Source organism: Pseudomonas sp. GL_139_B (assembly GCF_057834475.1).
In genome coordinates, this window is sequence record NZ_CM174403.1 from 3,360,773 (window position 1) to 3,385,763 (window position 24,991).

Below are 24,991 nucleotides of genomic sequence, written 5' to 3' on the forward strand. Positions count from 1 at the left end.
GTTGCAGGCGTCACTTGGGGCTTGTCTTGCGCGCCTCGCGGCGCTCGCTAGAGGAACTTCATCATGCTCCACGGCTACGGATCGAGCATTCTCGATGGCGCCTGGCTGACCATAAACCTGGCCTTGACGTCCATGTCCCTGGCGATTGCCCTGGGGCTGATCGGCGCGGCATTTCGCCTGTCACCGCTCAAATGGCTGGCCCTGCTCGGGGAAAGTTACACCACCCTGATTCGCGGCATTCCAGACCTGGTGCTGATCCTGCTGATCTTCTACGGCGGCCAGGATCTGGTGAACCGCATGGCCCTGGCACTCGGTTACACCCGCTATATCGATATCAACCCCTTTATCGCCGGTGTCTGCACCATGGGCTTCATTTTTGGCGCCTACCTCTCGGAAACCTTTCGCGGCGCCTTCTTGGCAATCCCCAAAGGTCAGGCCGAGGCTGGCGTGGCCTATGGCATGGGCGGTGCGCAGGTGTTCTGGCGAATTCTGGTGCCGCAGATGATTCGTTTCGCCATTCCCGGGTTCACCAACAATTGGCTGGTCCTGACCAAATCCACTGCGCTGATCTCGGTGATCGGCTTGCAGGACATGATGTTCAAAGCCAAGAACGCAGCGGATGCCACACACGAGCCCTTCACGTTTTTCCTCGCGGTGGCAGCGCTGTACCTGATGCTCACCAGCCTGTCCTTGCTGGTGCTGCGCTATCTGGAAAAACACTACTCGGTCGGCATCAAAACCGCCGAATTGTGAGGGGAACCATCCATGATTCTCGACTACAACCTGATCTGGGAAAACCTGCCGCTGTACTTCAATGGCGCCTTGTTGACCCTCAAAGTCCTGCTCATTTCCCTGGCCCTGGGTTTGGTATTGGCGATTCCACTGGCACTGATGCGGGTGTCGCGATCGCCGTTGATCAACTTCCCCGCCTGGCTCTATACCTACGTGATTCGCGGCACGCCGATGCTGGTGCAATTGTTTCTGATCTATTACGGCCTGGCGCAGTTCGAAGCCGTGCGCCAAAGCGTGCTCTGGCCTTACCTCTCCAGCGCCACCTTTTGCGCCTGCCTGGCCTTCGCGATCAACACCAGTGCCTATAGCGCAGAGCTGCTGGCCGGCAGTTTGAAATCTACGCCCCATGGTGAAATCGAAGCCGCCAGGGCCATGGGCATGTCACGCCTGACCCTGTATCGGCGCATTCTCCTGCCGTCGGCCTTGCGCCGCGCTTTGCCGCAGTACAGCAATGAAGTGCTGATGATGCTGCAAACCACCAGCCTGGCTTCCATCGTCACCCTCGTCGACATCACCGGTGCCGCGCGGACTGTCAGCTCACGGTTCTATTTGCCGTTCGAGGCGTTTATCACCGCCGGCCTCATCTACCTCGTCCTGACTTTCATTCTGGTGCGTCTGTTCAAGTTGGCCGAGCGCCGCTGGCTGGCGTATCTGGCACCGCGCAAGCACTAAGGAGTTGCTATGGAGCACATTCAATACCGCTTGCCGTGGAGTGCATCGGGCACCGAACGCACGCTGACCCTGTTTCGTTTTGGCAGTGGACCGCGCAAAGCGTACATCCAGGCGTCATTGCATGCCGACGAATTGCCGGGCATGCGTGTCGCCGTGGAACTCAAGCAACGCCTGCTGGAACTGGAAGCACAAGGCCGCCTGACCGGGGTAATCGAGTTGGTGCCCATGGCCAACCCGATCGGGATCGCCCAGATGTTTCAGGCCACCCATCAGGGGCGCTTCGAGTTCTCCAGCGGCAAGAACTTCAATCGCGACTTCCCGGAGTTGGTCGATGCGGTTGCGCCGCTACTGAAAGGCCAATTGGGAGACGATGCCGATGCCAACATCGCCCTCATCCGCCGCGCCATGGGTGATGCCCTCGCCGCCATGCCAGCACCGACCTCGGAACTCGACGGCCTGCGCCGCCTGTTGCTGCAGCATGCCTGTGACGCTGACCTGGTGCTGGACCTGCACTGCGATTTCGAATCGATCATGTTGTTGTATGCGATGCCGCAACACTGGTCACGCCTGCAGTCACTGGCAGCGCGCCTCGGCGCCGGGGTCACGTTATTGGCCGAAGATGCGGGCGGCAGTGCCTTCGACGAAGCCTGTGCCATTGCCTGGTTACGCCTGGCGGAGCGGTTTCCTGAAGCCAATATTCCCCTGGCATGCGCAGCGACCACCATCGAATTGCGGGGCATGGCAGACACCGAACGCGAGCAGTGCGTCGACAGTGCGCACGCCATTCTCGGCTATCTCGCCGATCAAGGCCTGATCAGCGGTGACTGGCCTGCGGCACCGCCGAGCCAATGCCAGGCCGTGCCATTCGCCGGCGCGCAGTACGCCTGTGCGCCCCATCCGGGTGTGGTGAGTTTTCTGCAACCGTTGGGCGCGCAGGTCAAGGTCGGCGATCCGCTGTTCGAGGTCATCGACCCGCTGACCGACCGCCATAGCGTGGTGCGCGCCAGCACCGACGGCATTCTCTATGCCCGCGAACGGCTGCGCTTTGCCCAGCCCGGATTGTGGCTGGCCAAAGTGGCCGGTTCTACCCCCATTCGCCAGGGTCGCTTGCTCAGCGACTGATTCCAGAGAGTTCAAACCATGTACAAACTTGAAGTTCAGGACCTGCATAAAAGTTACGGCGCACACCAGGTGCTCAAGGGCGTGTCCCTGCAAGCACAGGCCGGTGACGTGATCAGCATCATCGGTTCCAGCGGCTCTGGCAAAAGTACCTTCCTGCGCTGCATCAACCTGCTGGAGCAACCCAATGCGGGCAATATCGTGCTCAATGGCGAACCGCTCAAGCTGGTGACCAACAAACTTGGCGGGCTGAAGGCGGCCGAACCCAAGCAGTTGCAACGCATGCGTTCGCAGCTATCGATGGTGTTTCAACACTTCAACCTCTGGTCACACATGAGCGCTCTGGAAAACGTCATGGAAGCCCCGGTGCATGTGCAGGGCCTGGGCAAGAAAGAGGCACGGGAAAAGGCCGAGCACTACCTGAACAAAGTTGGTGTGGCGCACCGCATGAACGCCTGGCCGGCGCATATGTCCGGTGGCGAGCAGCAGCGCGTGGCCATTGCCCGCGCACTGGCGATGGAACCGCAAGTGATGCTGTTTGATGAGCCGACGTCGGCGCTCGACCCCGAACTGGTCGGCGAAGTGCTGAAGGTCATGCAGGATCTGGCGCAGGAAGGCCGGACCATGGTGGTGGTGACTCACGAAATGGGCTTTGCCCGCGAGGTGTCAAATCAACTGGTGTTCCTGCACAAGGGCGTTGTCGAAGAGCGCGGCGACCCGCGTGAGGTGCTCGTCAATCCGCAGTCCGAGCGCCTCCAGCAGTTTCTGTCCGGGAGCTTGAAGTAAGACCGCCGCCTACCCACCCACTGCTCGGCGATGCCCTGACAAGGTTGGCTTCGGATACACTCCAGCCAACCTTGTCAGGGCATCAGGCACAGCCCTTCTCTTACCTTCAGGAATTGTTGAGCCGGATATGCCCACCCCATCGAAAGACACCACGGTCTATGCCGCGCCGGTCATGCGAAAACTGACGGAAATCGTTTCCGAACTGCCGCCGTCACTGCGCAAGGTGGCGGACTTTATCCTGCGTCACCCGCTCAAAGCCGCGACGCTGACCATCGAGGAGATGGCTCACGAAACATTGACCTCACCCGCTGCCGTCAACCGACTGGCCAAAGCGCTGGACCTCGGTGGCTACAGCGGCATGAAGGCCGAGCTGGTCGCAACGTTGCAGCAGATGGTGTCGCCGGTCGACAAACTGCGCAACGAACTGGCCCATCGTCCGGGCGGCTCGTTCGGCCTGCAGGAACAACTCCAGAGTGCCAGCAGCAACCTGACTACGGCGACGAGCAACAACCACGCCGACACCTTTGAAGCGTTCGTCACGCGCCTGACCACAGCCCGCAAAATCTACATCCTGGGGTTCGGCAACAGTGTTTACTTCGCCGGTCTTGCCGCCTCGACCCTGATGCCCTTCTGTGCCGACGCCACGGCCATCAGCATGGAGGGTGGCAACGAAAATGCCGCGTACCGACTGGCCGCGATCACTGATCAGGACGTGTTGCTGGCGATCTCCCTGCCGCGCTATTCCCTAGACACCCTGCAACTGGCGCGCTTCGCCCATGAACGTGGCGCCTCGGTGTTGGCCATTACTGACTCGCCCGCCTCACCACTCACGGGTATCGCCGAGCACACGCTGTTTGCGCCGTGCGATCATCCGGTGCTGACCAGTTCCAACATCGCCGTGCTGGCCTTGATCGAAGGCTTGGTCGCCGGCGTGATGGCGCGCAATAAAGAAGCGGTGAAACTGGCCACCGAACTGACTGAAAGCGTGATGTCGTACCTGCACATCCCTGCCAGCGGTAAACCCGCGAAAAAATGATAGGCCCGGCGTGCCGCCAATTTCATTGCTGCCGGTCCTGCTGCCCAGCAAGATGGGTAACAAGCCCGCATTGAGACGGCCACGGTTCAAAACTTCAGTGGCCAAAAACCAAGTGTCCGCTCGCCACTCAAGCGCTCAGTAAACACCCTGTTTTCTACAGATTTCGACCACTGAGTCGCGATACTCCCGTCCTGCGCCACGGTTTTGAAGTCTTGAACTAGACTCAACGGCCTTGGGGGGTTGCTGTACAACTTGGAGAGCAACCATGAAAACAACCTTATTGACATTGACCCTGGTTTTCGCGCCTTTGCTAAGTGGAGCTGCCGTCGCTGATACTTCCAAACCGAATATAGTCTTCATCATGGGAGACGATATTGGATGGATGCAGCCTAGTGTCTATCACCGAGGCTTGATGGTCGGCGAAACACCCAATATAGATCGTATTGCTAATGAAGGATCGATCTATATGGACTATTTGGCCGAGCAAAGTTGCACTGCTGGACGCAACGCATTCTTCACTGGCATGCATCCTCTGCGCACAGGCATGATCCCGCCACAACTACCAGGCAGTCCCTCCTATCTGCGGCCCGGCACGCCAGCACTGGCCAAATTCCTCTACGATTTAGGCTATACCACGGGTGAGTTCGGCAAGAACCACTTGGGAGATCATCCGGCAGCACTGCCAACTGCCCATGGTTTTCAAGAGTTTTGGGGCTACCTCTATCACTTGGATGCGATGCAAGGAGTGAGTTTTCCCGATATCAACAAGTCGCCTACTGAACAAGTCATTGCACCGCCCTGCAAAAATGAACCGCTGCCCGGGGTTCCCGAGGTTCCAGGGTCTGTCGACCCCAGGGTCGCGAACTGCCTGACACCGCCTCGACCAGTGCTTGCCTGTGCATCCTCCGACGGGACACAGCAGAATCAGAAGTGTAAGGATGAAGGCCCGTTGACCCTGGACCGGTCAAAAACCGTCGATGAGGAAATCTCTACACACGTCATTGATTTCCTCGACCGCAACGACCCTAAAAAAACGGGCAAGCCGTTCTTCGTTTGGTACAACCCTGCACGCATGCACATCACTACCGTGCTGTCTGACAAGTATCTGGCCATGGTAGGCACCCAAGGTGGCAAGGATTGGGGCGTCAATGAAGCTGGGATGAAGCAAATGGATGACAATATCGGGTATGTCATCAAGAAACTTGAAGACATGGGGCAACTGGAAAACACCCTTATTGTGTTTACCACTGACAACGGCGCTGAAGTCATTACCTATCCTGACGGCGGCGTCACCCCCTTCAAAGGTGGCAAGCTGACAACTTGGGAAGGCGGTATGCGTGCACCGATGGTTGTACGTTGGCCAGGACATATCAAGCCGGGCACCGTCAGGAGTCAGATGTTTTCATCCCTGGACTGGGTGCCAACCCTGGTCGATATAGCCGGTGGTCCGAAGGGGAATGACCTGAAAACACAGATAGAAGGTGGCAAGTACCCTGGCATCGTCAAGACCACACTTGATGGCGTCAATCAAGTTGACTATTTGACAGGCAAGAGTGATAAGTCCGCGCGCGAGATCTTCTTCTATTACACCGGCGCGAAACCTTCGGCGGTGCGCTACAAAAACTGGAAGATGTACTACACGATGGTGCCAACCGATCCTACGGGGGCTATGAAAGGAGCTGTAAGTTACTCCTGGACCATGGTTGACAATATCAAGCGCGATCCGTTTGAGATTGCGGGTGGGCTGGACGATCCTAAATCCATCGCCGGTTACGCCGGGGCACTTGCTGCACCTGCCACAGCTTATATCTATGACTGGAATATGCTGCCCCTTGGTCAGTTGCTGTGGATGAAAGAACTCGCAACGTATAAAGAGTTCCCACCCTTGCAAGCACCTGAAACCTACAACCTCGACGGTATCATGGCGGAAATGGCAGCCTCCAGAGCGTCGAGTCATGCCGGCGAATAGCGCGCGGGGGTGAGCGTGATATAACCACCGATTTCTTGCTCCGCTACATCGCTCAAGAAGTCGGTGGTTAACCGCTTAGTCACGCGAGGCGTCGTATACGACGATAAATGTCCAGCATGAATACTCTTTAGCGAACACAACAACACCCTTCTAACTCCAAGGGCTGCGAAAACTTCATTGCCTGCCTCCCCCCCCAAAAAAAACGAACGGCCAGACAAAAAAAGGGAGGGCATCCATTGCCCTCCCCTCCGTTATCCGCGCTCCCTGCGACAGTACTGACCAGGACCTCAACTGGCCAGAATGAAGTCCGTGGCAGTCACGGTTGTTGCGTCGGCCACACCTACCAGGCGGATGGAGTCAGCTCCTGCGAAGCTGATCAAGGTATCCGCACCGACATCAGCGATGTTTACGCTACCGGCAAAGGTCGCCGCCGTGATGTTGAATGCGGAAATATCGAGCCGATCCTGGCCTCCCCCCGCGATGGCATCGAAGTTGTTGATCCGATCGACCCCGAAGCCCGCTGCGAACACAAAGACATCGTTGCCATCGTTGGCAAACATCGTGTCGTTGCCGGCACCGCCAGTGACCGTATCGTTGCCAGCACCGCCATCGATAGAGTCATTGCCGATTCCACCCAACAAGGTGTCGTTACCCGCACCACCGAGCAGCGTGTCGCTGCCATCGCCTCCCTCCAGCAGATCGGTACCGGCACCACCATCCAGGCTGTCATTACCCAGCCCGCCGAGCAGCGTGTCGTTGCCTGTTCCACCAATCAATGCATCGTTCCCCTCTCCGCCGTCAAGGCTGTCATCGCCAGCGCCGCCATTTAGGGTATCCGTGCCAAGACCGCCCAACAGTTGGTCATTACCGGCGTCGCCATTGAGCGTGTCATTACCGCCATTACCGGTGAGGATGTCGTCGCCGCCGCCACCATTGAGGGTGTCATTACCCCCTCCAGAGGTGATGACGTTGTTCAACCCGTTGCCGTTGCCAGTGAAGCTGCCGACGCCGGTGTAGGTCAGGTTCTCGACATTAGCGCCCAGCGTGTAGCTGGCCAGCGACGTCTGCACGGTATCCGTACCGCCACCATTCACCTCGACCACCTCGTCCCCAGCTGCGTTGACGACGTAGGTATCATTTCCGGCCCCACCCACCATTCGGTCATTACCTGCACCGCCATCGAGGAAGTCGTTACCCACCCCGCCAGTGATGGTGTTGGCCAGCGCATTACCGGTACCGGTGAAGTTACCGGCACCTGTAAAGGTCAGGTTCTCGACGTTGGCACCCAGCACGAAGGTTGTCAGCGTGGTTTGCACCAGATCGGTACCACCATTCAGCGCTTCGATAACAATGTCGCCGACGTTGTCGACCACAAAGGTGTCGTTGCCGGCACCACCGTTCATGGTATCCGCGCCGAGCCCGCCGTTGAGGGTGTCGGTGCCGTCCTCACCATTGAGGATGTCGTTGTCGTCTCCGCCGTTGAGTGTGTCGTTGCCAGTGCCACCAAACAGCTGATCATTACCGGCCAGGCCATTGAGCACATCGTTTCCGCCCAAACCAGACAGCACATCGTTACCCACGTTGCCGGTCAGGGTGTTCGCCCCGGCATTACCCGTCAGCACTACGCCAGCGAATACCGCAACCGCCGTCGTTGCCGCAGAGGTCACCGACTCCAGTGCACCGAAGCCATCGGTGTACCGCACGATCACCCGCAGTTGCTGATTGACCTGCGCCACACCAGGGGTGAAGGTCGCAGCGGTCGCGCCGTTGATGTTAGTGAAGGTAGCGCCGGTACCTTGCTGCCATTGGAAGCTGAATGTGCCCAACCCATCCGCATCGGCAATCCCGCCCGTTAGCGCAGTCAGCACCTGGCCTTGATCCGGTGTCGTATCGCTGATCAGCAACGCACCTGTGGGTGCATCGTTGACGTTGGCCACCGGGTCCGAGGCGGGGGACGCTACGCTTTCGGCCACACCGAAGTCATCCACGTAACTGACCACCACGCGCACCTGATCGCCGACCTGATCCTGCCCCAGCGTGAACGTGCTACCGGTGGCTCCGGCGATGTTGACGAAGCTGACCCCGTTGGTCGCCTGCCACTGGTAGGTGAACTGCGGATTGCTCAGACCATCAACGTCGATGATGGTCGACGGATCAGCGGTCAATACCTGGTTCTGCACCAAAAGCCCGGTTACGGTCGGCCCTGCAGTCGGTGCACTGTTCGCCGACGAGTCGACGATTTCCAGCGTGCCCTTGGCATCCTGATACACGGCCCGGACGCGGATGTTCAGACCTGCGACATCGTCCGCCACCCGATAGGTGGTGCCGATCGCCCGCGATACCTCGCCGGCGGCGACAAAGGTGATGTCTTCAAAGACGCCCGAGCCAGGAAGGTTTTCGACCTGCCAGTAGTAAGCCACCCCACCGGTAACCGCACCGGTCGGATTGAGCAGACTGGCGTTGTCCGCGTCGTGTACCGCCCGATCGGAGACGCGCAGCAACTGGCCGGCGATCGGCGTATCGTCACGCAAACCGGTGCCAGCATCAAGGATCGCCAGATGCCCTGATGGGTCGTTGTTTACGGCGGTGCCAACTCCGGACGCCTGCGAAACATCAGAGAACTGCAGACGCTCGATGCCAGTCAACCGATCGACACCATCACGCCCCGCCACCGAGTCGGTCACAATAACCGTGTCGCCATCGACAACGACGTTGTAGTCCGTGGAAAGACCGGAGAACACCGCGGTGTCGAAGCTGTTATTGCCGGTCAAAATTTCCCGCACGATGACCAACTGGCCTGGGTTGTAAGTACCGTTCAGCATCAGCGGCACCATCGGTTCCATGCTGTCGAACGAGGCGATTTCCGGACCCGTGCCATCAATATTCGCCCGTACGCTGATGCGCACGTTCAGCCACTTGTCACCATCGATGATGTCGTCACCACCGCGACCTTCGATCAGGTCGCTGCCGCTACCCCCGAGGATGATGTTGCCGCCGTCGAAGAACGTCGCTCCAGCTGGCAGCAGATCCGCCAGGCCGTTGATCAAGTTGATGTTGGTCAGCACACTGCCGGTTGCACCCGCGGTGGGTAGCGAAGTGGAATCTTCGTTATCACCACGCAAGAAGTCACCGTGCGCCGAACCCGACAGACCTTCCATGATGTCGAATCGCACCAGCGCCGACGCACCTGAACCTGGCACCGGTGGCACATCGAAAAAGCGGTCGCTGTAATCGATGCTCACGCCCTGGGCCAGCCCCTTGAAGGTCGCCCAGTCATAGCCGGAACCGCCGATATAACGGTCACCAAAGCCGAGACTGCCGACCATGATGTCGTCGCCGCCTTCGCCGTTGAACTTATCGTTCTCGTTACCGCCAATGAACACATCGTTGCCGATCACCGGATCGTTGCCGAGCGGGTCGAAGTTGTCGCCAGGTGCACCGTCGGACGTGCCCTTCTCGATCCAGTCATCGCCTTCGTTACCCATGTCCTGCTCGTTGGCCTTGCTGCCCAGGATAAAGTCGTTGCCCTGGCCACCAATGGCCTCGGAAGCGTCCTCACCAGTGACGATGAAGTCGTTGCCAAACCCGCCAATGATCAGGTTGACGCCGTTGCCTCCGTGGAGTACGTCGTTGCCATCGCCACCCTGGATATTATCGTCGCCACCCAGGTCGGTGATGATGTCGTCTCCAGCGCCACCGCGCAGTTGGTCGTTGCCATTACCGCCTTCGATGCGATCGTTGCCGGCATCACCCCAGACCGTGTCATCGCCACCACCCGCGACGAGGATGTCTACACCATTGGTGCCGCCCAGCACGATGTGCTCGTCACCCGTGTACTTGATGTAATTGGCGTCCGGCCCCGCCGTCAGCGGGTTGTCGCGGAACACCACTTGCTCGCCGTGTGCGCCAAGCGGATCGGCGTGGCCCAGACCATCGTTGAACTGCTTGCTCTGGTCCCTTTCCAGATAGAACCCTGGGTCCGAGAACACCAGGCCCGGCAAGTGGGTGGCCGAGGTGTTGGCCATGATCAGCTTGGCGAACGAGTTGCTTTCAAGTTCGGCATTCATCGACAGGCCAGCGGTACGTTCCAGGTAGTAGAAGCGGTCGCCGTCCTGCAGTTTTTCCAGCTGGTTCTCGAACACGAAGTTGAAGGTCGAGCCGAGCATGCCGCCGAACGGAGTTTTCTCTTCGGCCAGGCCACCGATCCAGAGGTCGATGGCATCGACACCCGTGACGGTCACACCCTTCAGGTCGTCGGCAGTACCCGGCTGCCCATCCTTGCCGTTCAGCGTTACGTTGGCAAACTCACCGGTGCTGTTGAGGAAGTCCAGGCGGTCAGCCGGCGCACCGGTTCCACCGAACACCAGCGCCATGGCAGCCGCGCGTTTGCCTTCCAGCGTGGTCGCCGCGGTGATCGTGTCATGCGTGCCATAGGCCGCGATGAAGTTGATCAACGACTCCGGATGTTTGAGGTGCTGCACCAGGTCAACCCAGCTGCTGTACGGCTTGAGTTGGGTATCGCCGGTTTGGCTGTAGATGTCGCGGCGGATCGCATTGAGTGAAGGAATCCCGACGTCGCGGCCACGGGCGATGTTGATCGCCGGCAGGTCCAGCGGCAGTCCGAGCAGGTTATTGCGCAGCGCCTCGGTGACGAACTCGTCGATTTCGTTACCGGCCTGGCGAGTCACCCCACGGATGATCGCACTGGTCGCATCCTCTGGTGTCACCCCACTGGCGGCATACGCCAACGGGTTGAGGAACGCCGCGATCAAGCCCAGTTGCTGATCGGGATCAGCACTGTTCGGATCACCAATCGCGTTGAAATCGACGTCGTAACGATCGACAGTCTCGGTCAGCATCGAGTGGCCAAATCGGTACACGGTGTGGGCAAACTCGGCGACGATCGAGGCATCGAGGTCGACGTCATAGACCTGGGTCGGTGCGAAGAACAGGTCGACTCTTGGCTGGATGGTCCGCGCAAATTCCTCGAACACCAGGTGCTGATACTGCATCTCGGTGCCGAACTTGGCCGCCTGGAACAAGCGCTCGCCATTCCACACCAGCGCATCGATCTCAGCCTGGCTGACGGGCAACGTGGTGACCGGATTGATCAGCCACTCGTTGAGGAAGGCCACGTCATGCGAATCGAGCACCGTGTCCTTGGTCTGCGCGACCAGCCGATTGTGCTCGGCGTGGAAGATCGCATGCACCGCGGTCAGGCCGATGTTCTCGTTGACCCGGCCGTCACCAGCGATGTAGTGCGCGTCGAGCAGTTCGTTGTCATAGGTCAGGTTGTTGCCGCCTGGGCCCATTGGCTGGGCATTGCCGACATCAGTATCAGTATCCGCCTGCAGAACCCCGTCGACGATTACCGGCACGGCATTGTTGTTGATATCGACCAGGAACTGGTGACCGGTACGCACGGCATTGGTCAGGCTGATCGGGGCATCCGGATTGCCTTCGACCAGGACGTCATCCGCCGTGCCGCCAATACCGTCATCCCCTTTCATCACGACCATCGGGAAGCCGTTCGGCCCCTTGATGAAATTGCCATAGGCATCAGTCGCCAACAGCGGGGCGTTATCGACGTCGGCATCGGTCAGGTGGATACCCAGGATGTCGTTGGCTTGCGCCTTGACCACTTTCCAGGTCGCCATGCCACCGATTTCGGTGTCGTCGCCGCTGCCATACTTGCCATCCAACCCCAGGTCAACGTTAGTGATCAGCCTACCCGTCGCGATGGGGCCGTCGTCGGTCATGACATAACCGCGCAGGAACACCTGATGCGAGGGGTGCGAGCTGTAGGTCTGGTTTTGGTCCACGAACGGCGTCGTGGTGTTGGTTTGCTCATGGATGTCGTCGACCGTGCCAAGAACGCCATCCGCCCCTGGCAGGTTGGTCGCGCGGGTCAGCACCATGAAGTTGGTGTTGCCGCCTGGCACATACAACGGATCATCCGGTTTGAGCGGGATGAAGATGGTGCCCGAGCCGCCTTTGGTGACCAGGTCCAGACCGTGATCGAAGAACTGCCCGAAGAACGTCATCCAGGCGTTGAACGGTGCGGACAAGCCCGCATCCGCCGTGGTGTTCTCGAACAGATACACATCGTGGTCGTCGCCGGTGCCGAACTGACCATCCAGACCTGGGCTGGCGACTATCCGTACGCCATCCTTGAGCACGTCGTCATTATCCTCACCCACTTCGCCGAAGTTGAGCACGCCGTCCGCACCCGGGTCGTAAGCCGTGGCATAAGCCGCCGGGTTATTCGCCGTCTGGTCAACGATCAGATTACTGATGGTGCGCGGCTGCGAGTCAATCACAAGGCCGCCATTGCTCGCATACGTTGTTCCCAATTCCGCTGGATTGAAGACCGGATCGGTCAAGCGCGGAAAGACGTTATCGGCGGCACCATATTGGGTGTTGTTGTGGCCGTTCAGGTTCAGCAGGTTGTTGTTCGACCCATCGACCGCACGCAGGCCCAACGGCGCGCGGATATTCGGGATCAGCGAGAGGATGTTCTGACCGTCTGCTTCAGCCTCGGCAATCTTGATCTGATCAAGAATGAAGTTGAGGTCGGAGCGGACCATGTGCAGGCCCTCGCCACCCGCGGTGGCGTCGACGACAGGTACCTGCGCCGTTGGCACCACCGTTGCGCCGGGAGCTACCACAGTAGTCGGCTGCGAGAACACCACTTCCGTCGTGCCATGAGCGTCCTGGTAGATCGCCTTGACGCGCAATGACAATCCGACAAGATCAGGAGAGACTTTGAACGTGGTGCCGTCGGCACTTTGGAATGCCAGGTCGCCGGCCGGCAACAGGATGATGTCCTCGAATACGCCGCTGTTTGGATCGGCCTCGAACTGCCAGTAGTAGGACACCGATGAGTTGTTGAGCGTACCCAGCGGATTACCCGCCGCGATGTTGATGTTGTCGCCATCACGCACCCCGGTCACGCTGACAGTCAGTGTGTCGCCCACCGTGATATCTTGGCCGTTTCCATCCGTGATGGTCGGACTGCCAGTCGGTTCTTTATTCAGCCCTGGCACCAGCACAACCTGGGAATCGGCGAACTGCAGGCGTTCGATATGCAGCAGGGTATCGGTGCCGTCGCGACCAACGACGGAATCTACCACCGTATAGACATCGTCCGCCAAATCGTCCGTTCCGCGGGTGTCATGAATAACGTCATAGTCTTCCTGATTCCCGGAGAAAATGGCGGTGTCAAAGGCCGCCCCGCCCGTCGAGGTGCCGGGCATGATTTCCCGCACAGCCTTGAGCTGACCCGGGTTATACGTGCGTTCCAGCATGTACGGGATCATATCGACCATGCTGTCGAAGCTGGCGATCTCGGGACCTGTATGGTTGACGTCGCCAGGCGCATAAACGGCAATTCTGACGTTGATCCATTTGTCGCCATCGATCAGATCATCGCCACCGCGGCCCTCGATCAGGTCGCTGCCATTGCCACCGAGGATGATGTTGCCCGTGGCAAAACCAGTGGTCGGTAAACCGGCGTCGGACAGAAATTGCGCCAGCCCACGAATCAACGCCACATTGGTCAGCGCACTGCCTGTGGCACCGCCGTGGTTGATGATGGTGTCCGCATCCACATCATCGCCTTTGAGCACGTCGGCGAAGTTCGAACCGGACAAGCCTTCGACCTCGGCAAAACGGTCGAGAATCGAGGCCGGCGAAGCACCGACCGGATTGAACACCCCAGCGTTCTGGTTGGGCGCGTTGCCGTGTGGTTGCGCCAGCGCCGCCAGGGACAGGTCAGCGGTCACCCCGAACTTGTCATTTTTGTAGGTCACCCAGTCGAAACCGGACATGCCGTCCATCTTGTCCTGGGCATCGCTGCCGACAAAGATGTCATCGCCCCCCTCGCCAATCATTTCGTCGAAGCCACCACCACCGACAAAGATGTCGTTGCCGAGCACATCGTCAGTGAGCAACGGCGCAGCGTTATCGCCAGGCGCACCGTCCTGTGTGCCTTTTTCGATCCAGTCATCACCTTCGTTGCCGGTCGGTGGCAAGTTGGTCTTGGCACCAAGGATAAAATCGTCCCCCCGACCGCCGAAGGTCGTGGTGATGTCTTCCGTGGTGACGATGAAGTCCTGGCCATCGCCCCCCAGGATCAGGTTGCCTGCAACACCCATGCTACCGGCCACGATCACATCGTTACCGGCATTACCTTCCAGACGGTTGTCGCCGAACGAGTCGGTGATGATGTCATCGCCCGCGCCGCCAAGCACCGCATCGTTCCCGGCGCCGCCTTCAAGACGGTCGTTGCCTTCGTCGCCGTAAACGGTGTCATCGCCATCACCGGAAATAATAATGTCATTGCCGGCGGTACCGCCCAGGACGACATGGTCTTCACCGGTGTAATGCAGATAATTACTGTCCGGACCTACGGTGTCGGGGTTGTCGCGGATCACCAGCGCCACGACTTCCCGACCGTCGATCATGAGGCCGCCAGTCGGATCGGCTTTGCCGTCAGAGCCAAGGCCTGTGAACTGATTGTCCTGATTCACTTCGAGGGTAAACGTCGGCGTCAGGAACACAGTGTTCGACAGGTGGGTGACATCGGTGTTGAGCATCATCAGCTTGGCAAAGGAGTTGTTCTCCAACTCAGTGCCGAAGTTCAGCCCTGCGGTACGCGAGAGGTAATAGAAGCGGTCACCGTTCTGCAATGCCTCCAGCTGGGTTTCAAACACGAAGTTGAACGTGGAGCCGAGCATGCCGCCGAAAGGCATCTTCTCCTCGGCGAGGCCGCCGACCCAGAAGTCGATGTCGTCCACACCGGTGGTGGTGACACCATTGACCATGGCGTAGATGCCCGAACTGTTAAGGAATGCCAGGCGATCCGCAGTATCGGCGGTAAAGGTACGCTCACTGTCGGTGCCGGCATTGATCACCGCGCTGCCGCCAAACACCAGCGCAGCGGCGACCGCACGCATCTCGGCCAGCGTGTCCACATCTGCCGCAGTCAATGCTGCGTGAGTACCGAAGGCCGCGATGAAGTTGATCAACGACTCGGGGTGTTTGAGGTTTTCCGCCAAGTCAACCCAACTTATGTACGGCTTCAGTTGACTGTCGCCAGTTGATGCGTAGAACTCACGGCGCGCCTCATTCAACGTAGGGATACCGGTGTCACGACCGCGTGCCAGGTTCAGCGCCGGCAAATCGAGCGGCAGACCGAGCAGGTTGTTGCGCAACGCTTCGGTGACGAACTCGTCGATCTCGTTGCCGAGCTGGCGGGTCGCACCGCGAATGATCGCTCCTGCCGCTTCGTCCGCAGTATCTCCGCTACCGGCAAACGCCAGCGGGTTGAGGAAGGCTGCGATCAGGCCGAGTTGCGAGTCCGGGTTGTTCGGATCAGTGAGGAGCGGGTTGAACTCGGGGTCGAAGCGATCGACGGTCTCGGTCAACATCGAGTGACCAAAGCGATACACCACGTGGGCGAACTCGGCGAGGATGGCCGGGTTGATCGAGGTGTCATACCCGTTGGGGGCCAGGAATTCGTCGACCTGCGGCTGAACGGTCCGCGCAAACTCCTCGAACACCAGGTGCTGATACTGCATTTCGGTGCCGAATTTGGCAGCCTGGAACAGGCGTTCTCCGTCCCACACCAACGCTGCGATTTCAGCGGGCGTAGTGGGTATCGCGGTCACGTCGTCTATCAGCCACTCATTGAGGAAGGCCAGGTCACCGGAGGTCAGGATGGTTTCCTTGGTTTGCTCGACCAGGCGGTTGTGTTCGGAGTGGAACACATGGTGCACGGTAGTCAGGCCGATGTTCTCGTTCGCCCGGCCATCGCCGGCAATGTAGTGCGCGTCGAGCAATTCGTTGTCGTAGGTACCCGCCGCCAGGGGATCGGTGCTGATGACGAGATCGGCGTCAGCCGTCAACCCTGCGGTTGGATTGGCGTTGTGGGCGATGTCATCGAGGAAGCCATGCCCGGCGCTCACGGCATTGGCCAGGCTGATCGGAGCATCCCGGTTGCCTTCAACCAGTTGAGTGACGTCATCAGCCGTGCCGGCAATACCGTCAGCACCGTTACTGACACGCATCACCACCTGTGGCATGCCACTCGCCCCACGAATGAAGTTGCCATACGCATCGGTTGCCAGCAGCGGCACGCTATGCACATCGGCGTCGGTCAGGTTGATGCCGAGAATGTCACGGGCCTGGGCCTTGACCACGGCCCAGGTCGCCATGCCGCCATTTTCGCCGCTGCCATCATCGGCAGTGCCGAACTTGCCATCAGCGCCGAGATCGCGGTTGGTAATCAAACGCCCCGTTGCAATAGGGTCACCTGCCGCATTGATGACGTACTCACGCAAGAACACCTGATGCGAGGGGTGGGAGCTGTAGGTTTGGCTCTGGTCAACGAATGGCGAGGTGGTGTTGATCTGGCCATCATCAGCAGTACCGATTTCGCCGTCCGCGCCGGCAGTGCGCACTGCACGTGATAGCACCATGAAGTTGGTCGGACTTTCCAGGTCGTACAACGGATCGTCCGGCTGCAGCGGAATAAACACCACATCGGTACTGCTCTTGGTGACCAGATCGAGGCCGTGGTCAAAGAATTGGCCAAAGAAGGTCATCCACGAGTTGAAGCCAGCGGTCAGACCGACGTCCGCCGACACGTTGGGGATGAAGAACACGTCCTTGTCATCACCCGTGCCGAATACACCATCCAGACCGGGGCTGGCAACTATCTGTATGCCATCCTTGAGCACGTCGTCATTACCCGCCGCACCATAGTCGAGCACGCCGTCCGGCCCCGGGTCGTAAGCCGTGGCATAGGCAGCAGGGTTTTTGGCGGTCTGGTCGACGATCAGGTTACTGATAATCCGTGGCTGCGGGTCGGACACCGAGCCAGCCCCTGCGTAAGCCGCGTTTCGATACTGGGGATCAAGCAAGCGCAAGAAGGAATTGTCCGCAGCACCAAACTCGCTTTGCCCGGCGACCAGATTGTTGAAGCTGCCATCCACGGTACGCAAGCCGAATGGCACCTGACTATTGGGTAGCAAATCACTCAGGCTCGCACCATGGGCATGCGCTTCTGCGATGAAGATTTGCTTGAGGATGAACTCCAGGTCTGCCTTGTTGAAATTAGCCATTTCGATTGCCCTCGATCTATATGGAGAAAGGCACGGGACGATAAAAATCCACCCACGCCCAGTCAGGTGCTGGCTTGCGCAGTTTTATGGTTCTGTTTTTTAGCGAGAGCAGGCGCGGGAAAGGCAAGGCCGTTCCCCGGGATATGCACCTGGAATTCGCGGAATGTAGTGCTCGCCGGACGATCAAGCAGAGCGAATCCGAGCCATGGGTGGGCCATGGAAACTGGAAGTAATGGCGAACTTCCTGAATGGCCCCTTCCCTTCGCAATAGAACGAAATGATCGACATGTTGTGCTCCCTCAGGGAAATCACGTCGCCTTGCGTTGCCAAAGCGATGGCAAGCTCCAGGCGGGCGGTCCCCCCGATAACTAAGACTAAAGTTCTATACCAAACGGATGTCAATTTAACGCCACAAAAACAGACGACCGGCATCAATACCTGTAACCGACTGTTTTTACGCGACTTATAGAATTTTAAGAGCAGCCATAGAGCAAAATGTTATTTCGGAGTGTTTCGCTACGACCTACGCTTTTCCATGCGGGAGCACCGCTGAGATTCGCAAGACTCGCCATTAGAGCGACCAGCCTGTGAGTCGACTAGTTGCCTCAAAAATGACATCTACCGTTAGCTGTTGCGCTGGAAGGGACCCGGCATTTCGAAGGGGAGATCCAAATGCACAAGCAGTCGAGCACCCGCTCCGAACTTGCCGACGCGCTCTTTCGCCTGCGCCGCAGTTTTTACGCGCTGGCGGGGTTCAGCGGCGTGATCAACGTCATGATGTTGACACCCTCCGTGTACATGCTGCAGGTCTATGATCGAGCCTTGGTCAGTCGCAACGTTACGACCCTGACGATGTTGACCTTTCTGGTGATAGGCCTGTTTTTGCTGATGTCCACGCTGGAAATGGTCCGCACCCGCATGCTGATCCGGGTCGGCAACTGCCTCGACATGGACCTCAATCGGCGCATCTTCACCGCTGCATTCGAGCGTAACCTGAGCCGCGCCGGAGGTAATCCGGCCCAGGCTCTGCAGGATCTCGCACAGGTTCGTCAGTTCCTCACTGGCAATAGCCTGTTCGCTTTCTTCGATGCGCCATGGACGCCGATCTACCTGTTCATCGCCTATCTGATCCACCCGCTGCTTGGACTGCTCACTTTGATCGGCTCGCTGATTCTGGTGGGCCTGGCCTGGCTCACCGAGAAGGCGACGCAGAAGCCGCTGGCCGAAGCCAATCAGGCCGCCCTTTCCTCTGCCAGCTATGCCAACAACAACCTGCGTAACGCCGAGGTCATCGAGGCCATGGGCATGCTGCCGTCGATCGGCAAGCGCTGGTACCAAAGCCATTTGCGCATTCTGGAAATGCAAACGCTGGCCTCCGATCGCGCCGCCCTGATCAGCAGTACTGGACGCTTCGTGCGTATCACTTTGCAGTCGCTGATCCTCGGCGCCGGCGCGCTGCTGGCGATCGAAGGCAAGATCACTCCTGGGATGATGATTGCCTGCTCGATCCTCACCGGCCGCGCGCTGGGCCCGGTGGAACAAGTCATTGCGTCGTGGAAACAACTGCTTGGCTGCCGTTCGGCCTGGGGTCGGCTCAACGAGATGCTGAACGATTACCCGCGTCGTCCACCGAGCATGTCGCTGCAGCGGCCGCTGGGCATGTTGGCGGTGGAGAATGTGTACGCCGGTTCCCCTGGAACCAACAACACCATAGTGCGCGGCGTGAGTTTCAGCCTCGTACCCGGCGAAAGCCTTGGCATTATCGGCCCATCCGCCTCGGGCAAATCCACCCTCGCACGCCTGCTGGTTGGCGTCTGGCCGGCGCAGGCCGGCAAGGTGCGCCTGGATGGTGCGGACATATTCACTTGGAACAAGGGCGAACTTGGCCCTTGGCTCGGCTACCTGCCCCAGGACGTGGAGCTGTTTGAGGGCAGCATCGCCGACAACATCGCGCGCTTTGGCGAAGTGGACAGCGATGCGGTCATCCGCGCCGCCAAGACCACTGGCGTGCATGAAATGATCCTGCGTTTTACGCAGGGTTATGACACTCGCCTGGGCACCGATGGCAGCCCTCTTTCCGGGGGCCAGAAGCAACGCATTGCCTTGGCTCGCGCACTGTATGGCGAACCCAATTTGATTGTGCTGGATGAGCCGAATGCCAACCTCGACGACGTCGGCGAAAAGGCTCTGGTCGATGCGCTGGCCAAACTCAAGGAGCGTGGCGCCACCGTCATTCTGATTTCCCATCGCCCCAACGTGCTCTGCGCCGTCGATCAGGTGCTGATGCTGCGCGACGGCGGTGTGCAGATGCTCGGCACGCGCGACGAAGTATTCGCAGCGCTGCGAAAGGCCGCTGTAATGCCTGCAGGCGCGTCAACTCCGCTGGCCTCCGTCAAATCACGGGAGTGATCGATCATGCAAATGAGCCAACACACCGAGATGATTCATATCGATCCCAAGAACGAAGTGGATCTGAATATCAATACACCCGCGCGCTGGGGCATGTGGCTGGTGCTCGCCGGCTTCGGCGGCTTTCTCCTGTGGTCCTGGCTGGCGCCGCTGGATGCCGGCGTGGTAGCCACAGGCACGGTCAAAGTCACCAGCAAAAGCAAAGCCGTGCAGCATCTCAGCGGAGGTACCGTGGAGGCAATTCTCGTTCAAGAAGGCGATGTCGTGGCAAAAGGTCAGGAAGTGGTGCGCCTCGACTCCTTGCGTGCCGTTGCCGAACAAGGTGCGGTCAGCGCCCAGTACATCGTCAGCAAGACAGTAGAAAACCGCCTGGAGGCGGAACGTGACAACCGCGATGTGGTGAAATTCGATCCCGAGTTGCTCAAGCGCTTCGGGGATGACCATCGCCTGATGGCCGCCATGGACTTGCAACAGCGCCTGCTGGACACCCGGCGCGCCGGTCTCGCTGGCGAAATCAGCATCCTGGAGGAAAACCTGGCGGCGTCGGCGGTGCAGCTCAAGGGCCTGCAGCAGGTTTATAGCGCCCGCGCCTCGCAGATCAACTTTCTCAACCAGGAACTACAGGGCACCCGCGTACTGGCGGCCGAAGGCTACGTGCCGCGCAATCGCTTGCTTGAGCTGGAACGCAGCAATGCCGACCTCTCCGCCGGCCAGGCCGAGAACCTCAACAACATTGCTCGCGTGCGTAGCCAGACCACCGAAATCAAGCTGCGCATCCTGCAGCGCCAGCACGATTACCTGAAGGAAGTCGAATCGCAACTGACCGACACCGCCAAGGAAAACACCACCCTCGCCGACCGCTTGCGCGCGCTGGACTATGAAGTAACCCACACCGTGATTCGATCGCCCATCGATGGCATGGTCCAGGCCCTGAGCATTGCCACCGTCGGCGGGATCATTCAACCCGGCTTCAAGATCATGGAAATCGTTCCAGTCAACGAACCGCTGCAAGTCGACGCGATGATCCCCGTGCAGGCCATCGACAAAATGATTCCCGGCCTGGCCGTGGACATTGCCTTCCCGGCCTTCAACCATGCCCAGACGCCCAACATCCCCGGCCGCGTGAAGACCATCTCCGCCGATCGCCTGCTCGACGAGGCAAGCAAGGAACCGTTCTATCTGGCCCAGGTGGAAGTCACGCCCGCTGGCATGGGCCTGCTGGGCAGCAATCACATTCGCCCCGGTATGCCTGCCACCGTCACCATCAAGACCGGCGAGCGCAACATGATGAGCTATCTTCTCAAGCCAATGCTCGACCGTGTAGACAGCTCATTCAAGGAACAATGAAATGGAACGTCATTGCTTGTTTCTCTGCCTGCTAGGGCTGGCTTTACCAGCCAGTGCCATGGACCTCAAACAAGCCTGGGACCTGTTGCAGTTCCAGGGCCCCATCTACCGCGCCGCCGTGCATGAAAAAGAAGCCGGTTCGGAAAACCGCGCCATCGGTACAGCCGGCCTGCTACCGCAGATCAATGCCTCGGCCTACGACAACAAGGTCAATGGCTCTCAACGCCAGAGCGGCGTCGACAAAGATCTCGACTACACCTCCAAGGGCGCTAACGTGCGCCTGCGCCAGCCGCTGTTCAACAAACAGAAGATGGCCGAGTACCGCCAAGGTCAGCAACGTGCCGACTACAGCGTCGCGGTGTTTGATGCGAAGACCCAGGACGCCGCGGTGCGTCTGGCCGAAAGTTATTTCGACGTGCTCCTGGCCAGCGAAACCATCATCCTGGCCAAGTCCAAGCTGCGCGCCTTCGAGGAGCAACTCGCCTCGGCGAAACGGCGCATGGAGCTGGGTGCCGGCACCATCACCGACATCGACGAGTCAGTCGCTCGCCGCGACCTCGCCGAGGCCGAACTGATCGAAGCGCAGGACAACCTGGTCAACGCGCGCAGCAAACTTGAGGAATATATCGGTGAAACCCCTGAATCGCTGACGACCTTACGTTCGAACTTTGATACACCGCCCCTGCTACCGAGCAACCTGCAGGACTGGTTGATCAAAGCCCAAACCGATAGTCCGCTGATCCTCGCGCGCCGTTATAGCCGCGACCTCGCCGAAGAAGAAGTGAAGCGCGCCAGCGCCGGCCACTGGCCAACACTGGATTTCATTGCGGGCTACACCGGTGGCCAGAGCCAATCACTCTCCGAATTGAATCAACGCAACCACTACGGCTCAATCGGTCTGGAGGTGAATTTCCCGCTGTTCAACGGTGGCGGCGTCAGTGCGCTGACACGCCAGGCCAGTGCCAATAGCGATAAGGCCCTGGACGAACTCGACGCCACGCGACTGGAAGTCATCTCCGGAACCACCCGTGAGTTTCGCGGCATACAGAGTGGCGCCAAACGCATTCACGCGCTGGAGAAAGCCGTAGAGTCCAACGAACGCTCACTGAATTCGACACGCAAGGGCTTCAAAGAGGGAGGGACCAGCACCAACGTGGACGTCCTCAATGCCGAAGAGCTGCTCTTCGTTGCACGCCACGATCTGTTCGAGGCCAAGTTGCGCTATTTGATGTCGCACCTGCGCCTGGCCTCTTCGGTGGGCAGTCTGGGCGACGACGACATTGAGCAAATCAACAACTACCTCGGACCGGAACTGCTGGTCACCAACTGACTGCCCGCTGAATGCACCATTGCAGTGCAATGCATTGGCGAAAATCCAATTCCTCAACTAGGGTCTCTACGCAATCAAATGTCCCCACTGATAAGTGGGACCACTGATCAAGGAGAGATAATGATGTCCGTTCGCAACGCCGAAAAAACTTATCGAGCCTGGTCGAACCCTATTCTGCTGGAGCTCAAGGAGAGAGAACACCAACTGGACCCCGCCGCGCGCCAGGCACTCGACAACATTTTGCTGGAAAGACGGCTGATTGACCTTGGCAACCCTTCAGGCACTGGTCGGCGCAACGCTGATCACGACACACTTCGGTAACCCGCGTGCGCATGTTTTTTTAAAAACTTACCTTTTGGTCATGCAAGCAGAAGTTCGACATCCAAGGGAACTGGCGCTACGTCTTTATGTCGTAGCGCAAGCACCTGCAATATCGGATGATCACACTCGCTACTTCCAAAGTACCTACCGCTTCAATGATGATCGGTACATTTTCGTACAGCCGGACACGCACATGAGTCACGCGGACGCCTGGTTTTACGCCTGCCTGCATTCCGGACCTGGGCTTTCCTATGGGCATGCTCAACAAAACTACGATGTACTTCGAAGCCATGCGCAAACAGGCGGCTTGATCGACGTCAGCCGGGAAGAATTACCGAGTTGACAAGACCGCTACGCGCCCTTATCAAACTACAAACACGCCTTGACTGCCTTGCGCATTGCTTCGGACTTGGCCCACGGCGGCCCCTGATATAGCGAAACCCGGCTGCCGTCCTTGTATTTGACGATGTCCAGAATCTCATCCGCCGTGATGATGCTCGGTGCCGTGATCCGGTAGCCATTGGAAATACCGGCCTGAGTCGACTTCGGAATTTCTTTCTGCCACGCTGGCAAAATGCATGCGGCCAGTTCTTTCGGCGGTTTGTCGCTGTATTTGCTGACGTTAGGCTCACCCGGCACCACAGACGCTGGCAACGAACAACCCGCCAGCATTGCCAGCATTACTCCCCCAATCAACATCCGCATGACGCACCCTTATCCCGTAAAAACGCGAAATGTACCGCGTCGCCGTCCGGACATCCATCTATTGAACACAACTCAATGTGACGCATTGTTTTGAGGCTGGTCGGGATAGGTTCTTTTGTTCAGAAAGGCCATCCACCGTTCATACGCTTCATGCTGCCATTGCGTGACCCGTTCCCACTCTGAGCCACTCAGTTGACGAGCTGAAATCAGCTTCATCATCTCGGTAGTGGCGGCATCCAGATCAACCATCAACTCATGGGCATGCAATCTGAAATCATCGGTATTGCTCATTTAGGGTGGCCTCGACCTGACGATACTCATTGACGTTCGTACGACATCGGGCGGTGTCACTCGCACTCAACTTCCCGACCAATGGCAGCACCTTCTATCGCTCAGGGATCAGACGAACAAACGCTGTGTCATACCAAATGGAACTATTATTTCCTTGCGAGAAATTGCAGGAGGTTGTCATGTGGCTTAACGAAGATGAAAACGAACTTCGCCGCGACCTGCAAAGCGTTGCGTCGGATTTGAGATGGTCGGCAGTAGAGCTGCTGCGCATTGCGGAGCAGCTACGCCAGGCGGGCAATGATGTGGATGCACAAGCCATTCTCAGGTTGTGCGAGTTGTTTCAGGGCGATGAAGGACGACTGGCGGGCTATGCCGAAGAAGTGAAAGCCAAGGTGATCAGTCGGACGAAAGTTCACTAACGGGAGCACTGCGATGAACAAATCTCTGTTCACGCTGGTGGTCGTACTGGCGGCGGGTGGCTGCAGCACTGAGGAACACATTTACGCTGCCCAGCCGCTGGTCGCCAGGGTCGAGACAGGGATGAGCAAGGCCCAAGTGCAGCAGATCGGCGGTCAACCTGTCTCGGTAACGGACCGCACGGTGGAACCTGGCACGTGTTTCGATTACACGCTGACGCAGGCAGATCAGCATCAACCGTACAGCGTCAGCTTCAATGGCAACGGTAACGTCGATCACAAAAGTTTCATGACCTGCGCGCAGTGGAGCCGTGCGCAAGAAAAAGCCAGGGAGCCCTCCCACTCGGGTGGAGGCTACTGACCGTTCAGACGTGCTGAAGCGATAGCCGTACACACACTTATTGCAGGCATCCAAAGAAAAAGCCCCGGCATCCCGGGGCTACAAACGTGCTGTCATGTTGATTTCTGGCTTGAAGAGCGAACCGTCCGGGCTCTATAGGCGGGAAGCGATGCGGCATAGGCCAGTGCTTCCTCTCTGCTGCTGAAGTCTCCCAACCGGTCACCTTGGGTGCACACCCGCCAGGGGCCATTGTTTACGCTGAGTACGTCATAACCATTCATGTGCATTTTGTTCAACATCGGAGCGCTCATAGTCACCTCCTGTTCGGCAGT

17 protein-coding genes are annotated in these 24,991 nt (G+C 58.7%); 13 read left to right on the top strand and 4 right to left on the bottom strand.

Annotated elements, in window-relative coordinates; genetic code table 11:
* Positions 1-63: 63 nt before the first annotated feature.
* The 6 genes from AC3ISI_RS15260 (at position 64) to AC3ISI_RS15285 (ending at position 6,374) form a co-directional block, all read left to right on the top strand.
* A complete protein-coding gene (locus tag AC3ISI_RS15260; protein ID WP_489332666.1) occupies positions 64-753 on the top strand; it encodes an ABC transporter permease in 690 nt (229 codons plus the stop codon).
* Between the two features lie 12 nt (positions 754-765).
* Positions 766-1,464: an ABC transporter permease gene (locus AC3ISI_RS15265; protein WP_489332667.1), complete on the top strand. Its 699-nt coding sequence runs from the start codon at positions 766-768 to the stop codon at positions 1,462-1,464.
* A gap of 9 nt (positions 1,465-1,473) precedes the next feature.
* On the top strand, positions 1,474-2,586 hold the full coding sequence (locus tag AC3ISI_RS15270; protein WP_489332668.1) for a succinylglutamate desuccinylase/aspartoacylase family protein: 1,113 nt from the start codon (positions 1,474-1,476) through the stop codon (positions 2,584-2,586).
* 18 nt (positions 2,587-2,604) lie between these two features.
* Complete coding sequence (locus AC3ISI_RS15275; RefSeq protein WP_489332669.1) at positions 2,605-3,369, top strand: ABC transporter ATP-binding protein; 765 nt, start codon at positions 2,605-2,607, stop codon at positions 3,367-3,369.
* A 127-nt stretch (positions 3,370-3,496) separates the two neighbouring features.
* Positions 3,497-4,405 carry a MurR/RpiR family transcriptional regulator gene (locus AC3ISI_RS15280; protein WP_489332670.1) on the top strand — a complete coding sequence of 303 codons (909 nt, stop codon included), beginning with the start codon at positions 3,497-3,499 and terminating at the stop codon, positions 4,403-4,405.
* 265 nt (positions 4,406-4,670) lie between these two features.
* Complete coding sequence (locus tag AC3ISI_RS15285; protein ID WP_489332671.1) at positions 4,671-6,374, top strand: arylsulfatase; 1,704 nt, start codon at positions 4,671-4,673, stop codon at positions 6,372-6,374.
* A gap of 287 nt (positions 6,375-6,661) precedes the next feature.
* On the opposite strand, the gene AC3ISI_RS15290 is transcribed toward AC3ISI_RS15285, so the two are convergent.
* A complete protein-coding gene (locus AC3ISI_RS15290; RefSeq protein ID WP_489332672.1) occupies positions 6,662-17,500 on the bottom strand; it encodes a peroxidase family protein in 10,839 nt (3,612 codons plus the stop codon).
* A 672-nt stretch (positions 17,501-18,172) separates the two neighbouring features.
* Between AC3ISI_RS15290 and AC3ISI_RS15295 the strand changes: the two genes are divergently transcribed.
* The 5 genes from AC3ISI_RS15295 (at position 18,173) to AC3ISI_RS15315 (ending at position 23,250) form a co-directional block, all read left to right on the top strand.
* Positions 18,173-19,909: a type I secretion system permease/ATPase gene (locus AC3ISI_RS15295; protein ID WP_489332673.1), complete on the top strand. Its 1,737-nt coding sequence runs from the start codon at positions 18,173-18,175 to the stop codon at positions 19,907-19,909.
* A 6-nt stretch (positions 19,910-19,915) separates the two neighbouring features.
* Entirely contained in the window at positions 19,916-21,256 is a 1,341-nt protein-coding gene (locus AC3ISI_RS15300; protein ID WP_489332674.1) for an HlyD family type I secretion periplasmic adaptor subunit, read from the top strand.
* Between the two features lies 1 nt (position 21,257).
* Positions 21,258-22,586: a TolC family outer membrane protein gene (locus AC3ISI_RS15305; RefSeq protein ID WP_489332675.1), complete on the top strand. Its 1,329-nt coding sequence runs from the start codon at positions 21,258-21,260 to the stop codon at positions 22,584-22,586.
* Between the two features lie 120 nt (positions 22,587-22,706).
* The gene (locus AC3ISI_RS15310) at positions 22,707-22,907 is read left to right on the top strand and encodes a hypothetical protein (RefSeq protein ID WP_489332676.1); all 201 of its coding nucleotides are present in this window, start codon (positions 22,707-22,709) and stop codon (positions 22,905-22,907) included.
* Positions 22,846-23,250: a DUF6555 family protein gene (locus AC3ISI_RS15315; RefSeq protein ID WP_489332677.1), complete on the top strand. Its 405-nt coding sequence runs from the start codon at positions 22,846-22,848 to the stop codon at positions 23,248-23,250. Before AC3ISI_RS15310 ends, AC3ISI_RS15315 begins: the two co-directional genes overlap by 62 nt.
* A gap of 26 nt (positions 23,251-23,276) precedes the next feature.
* On the opposite strand, the gene AC3ISI_RS15320 is transcribed toward AC3ISI_RS15315, so the two are convergent.
* Entirely contained in the window at positions 23,277-23,612 is a 336-nt protein-coding gene (locus AC3ISI_RS15320; RefSeq protein ID WP_489332678.1) for a hypothetical protein, read from the bottom strand.
* Positions 23,613-23,684: 72 nt separating this feature from the next.
* Positions 23,685-23,903: a hypothetical protein gene (locus tag AC3ISI_RS15325; RefSeq protein ID WP_489332679.1), complete on the bottom strand. Its 219-nt coding sequence runs from the start codon at positions 23,901-23,903 to the stop codon at positions 23,685-23,687.
* A gap of 179 nt (positions 23,904-24,082) precedes the next feature.
* On the opposite strand from AC3ISI_RS15325, the gene AC3ISI_RS15330 reads away from it, so the two are divergent.
* Both AC3ISI_RS15330 and osmE read left to right on the top strand, forming a co-directional pair.
* Positions 24,083-24,322 (top strand): hypothetical protein, encoded by a 240-nt coding sequence (locus tag AC3ISI_RS15330; protein ID WP_489332680.1) that lies wholly within the window; start codon positions 24,083-24,085, stop codon positions 24,320-24,322.
* Positions 24,323-24,335: 13 nt separating this feature from the next.
* On the top strand, positions 24,336-24,680 hold the full coding sequence (osmE, locus tag AC3ISI_RS15335; RefSeq protein WP_489332681.1) for an osmotically-inducible lipoprotein OsmE: 345 nt from the start codon (positions 24,336-24,338) through the stop codon (positions 24,678-24,680).
* Positions 24,681-24,772: 92 nt separating this feature from the next.
* Here the strand turns inward: osmE and AC3ISI_RS15340 are convergent, their stop codons facing one another.
* Positions 24,773-24,970, bottom strand: a complete 198-nt coding sequence (locus tag AC3ISI_RS15340; RefSeq protein ID WP_489332682.1) for an SPOR domain-containing protein — start codon at positions 24,968-24,970, stop codon at positions 24,773-24,775.
* Positions 24,971-24,991: the final 21 nt, after the last annotated feature.

Bases quoted from the DNA above. Each gene is read 5' to 3' on its own strand.
- AC3ISI_RS15275 (WP_489332669.1), top strand. From the start codon at position 2,605: ATGTACAAACTTGAAGTTCAGGACCTGCATAAAAGTTACGGCGCACAC.
- AC3ISI_RS15295 (WP_489332673.1), top strand. From the start codon at position 18,173: ATGCACAAGCAGTCGAGCACCCGCTCCGAACTTGCCGACGCGCTCTTT.
- AC3ISI_RS15330 (WP_489332680.1), top strand. From the start codon at position 24,083: ATGTGGCTTAACGAAGATGAAAACGAACTTCGCCGCGACCTGCAAAGC.
- AC3ISI_RS15285 (WP_489332671.1), top strand. From the start codon at position 4,671: ATGAAAACAACCTTATTGACATTGACCCTGGTTTTCGCGCCTTTGCTA.
- AC3ISI_RS15290 (WP_489332672.1), bottom strand. From the start codon at position 17,500: ATGGCTAATTTCAACAAGGCAGACCTGGAGTTCATCCTCAAGCAAATC.
- AC3ISI_RS15325 (WP_489332679.1), bottom strand. From the start codon at position 23,903: ATGAGCAATACCGATGATTTCAGATTGCATGCCCATGAGTTGATGGTT.
- osmE (WP_489332681.1), top strand. From the start codon at position 24,336: ATGAACAAATCTCTGTTCACGCTGGTGGTCGTACTGGCGGCGGGTGGC.
- AC3ISI_RS15300 (WP_489332674.1), top strand. From the start codon at position 19,916: ATGCAAATGAGCCAACACACCGAGATGATTCATATCGATCCCAAGAAC.
- AC3ISI_RS15310 (WP_489332676.1), top strand. From the start codon at position 22,707: ATGATGTCCGTTCGCAACGCCGAAAAAACTTATCGAGCCTGGTCGAAC.
- AC3ISI_RS15280 (WP_489332670.1), top strand. From the start codon at position 3,497: ATGCCCACCCCATCGAAAGACACCACGGTCTATGCCGCGCCGGTCATG.
- AC3ISI_RS15320 (WP_489332678.1), bottom strand. From the start codon at position 23,612: ATGCGGATGTTGATTGGGGGAGTAATGCTGGCAATGCTGGCGGGTTGT.
- AC3ISI_RS15265 (WP_489332667.1), top strand. From the start codon at position 766: ATGATTCTCGACTACAACCTGATCTGGGAAAACCTGCCGCTGTACTTC.
- AC3ISI_RS15340 (WP_489332682.1), bottom strand. From the start codon at position 24,970: ATGAGCGCTCCGATGTTGAACAAAATGCACATGAATGGTTATGACGTA.
- AC3ISI_RS15305 (WP_489332675.1), top strand. From the start codon at position 21,258: ATGGAACGTCATTGCTTGTTTCTCTGCCTGCTAGGGCTGGCTTTACCA.
- AC3ISI_RS15270 (WP_489332668.1), top strand. From the start codon at position 1,474: ATGGAGCACATTCAATACCGCTTGCCGTGGAGTGCATCGGGCACCGAA.
- AC3ISI_RS15260 (WP_489332666.1), top strand. From the start codon at position 64: ATGCTCCACGGCTACGGATCGAGCATTCTCGATGGCGCCTGGCTGACC.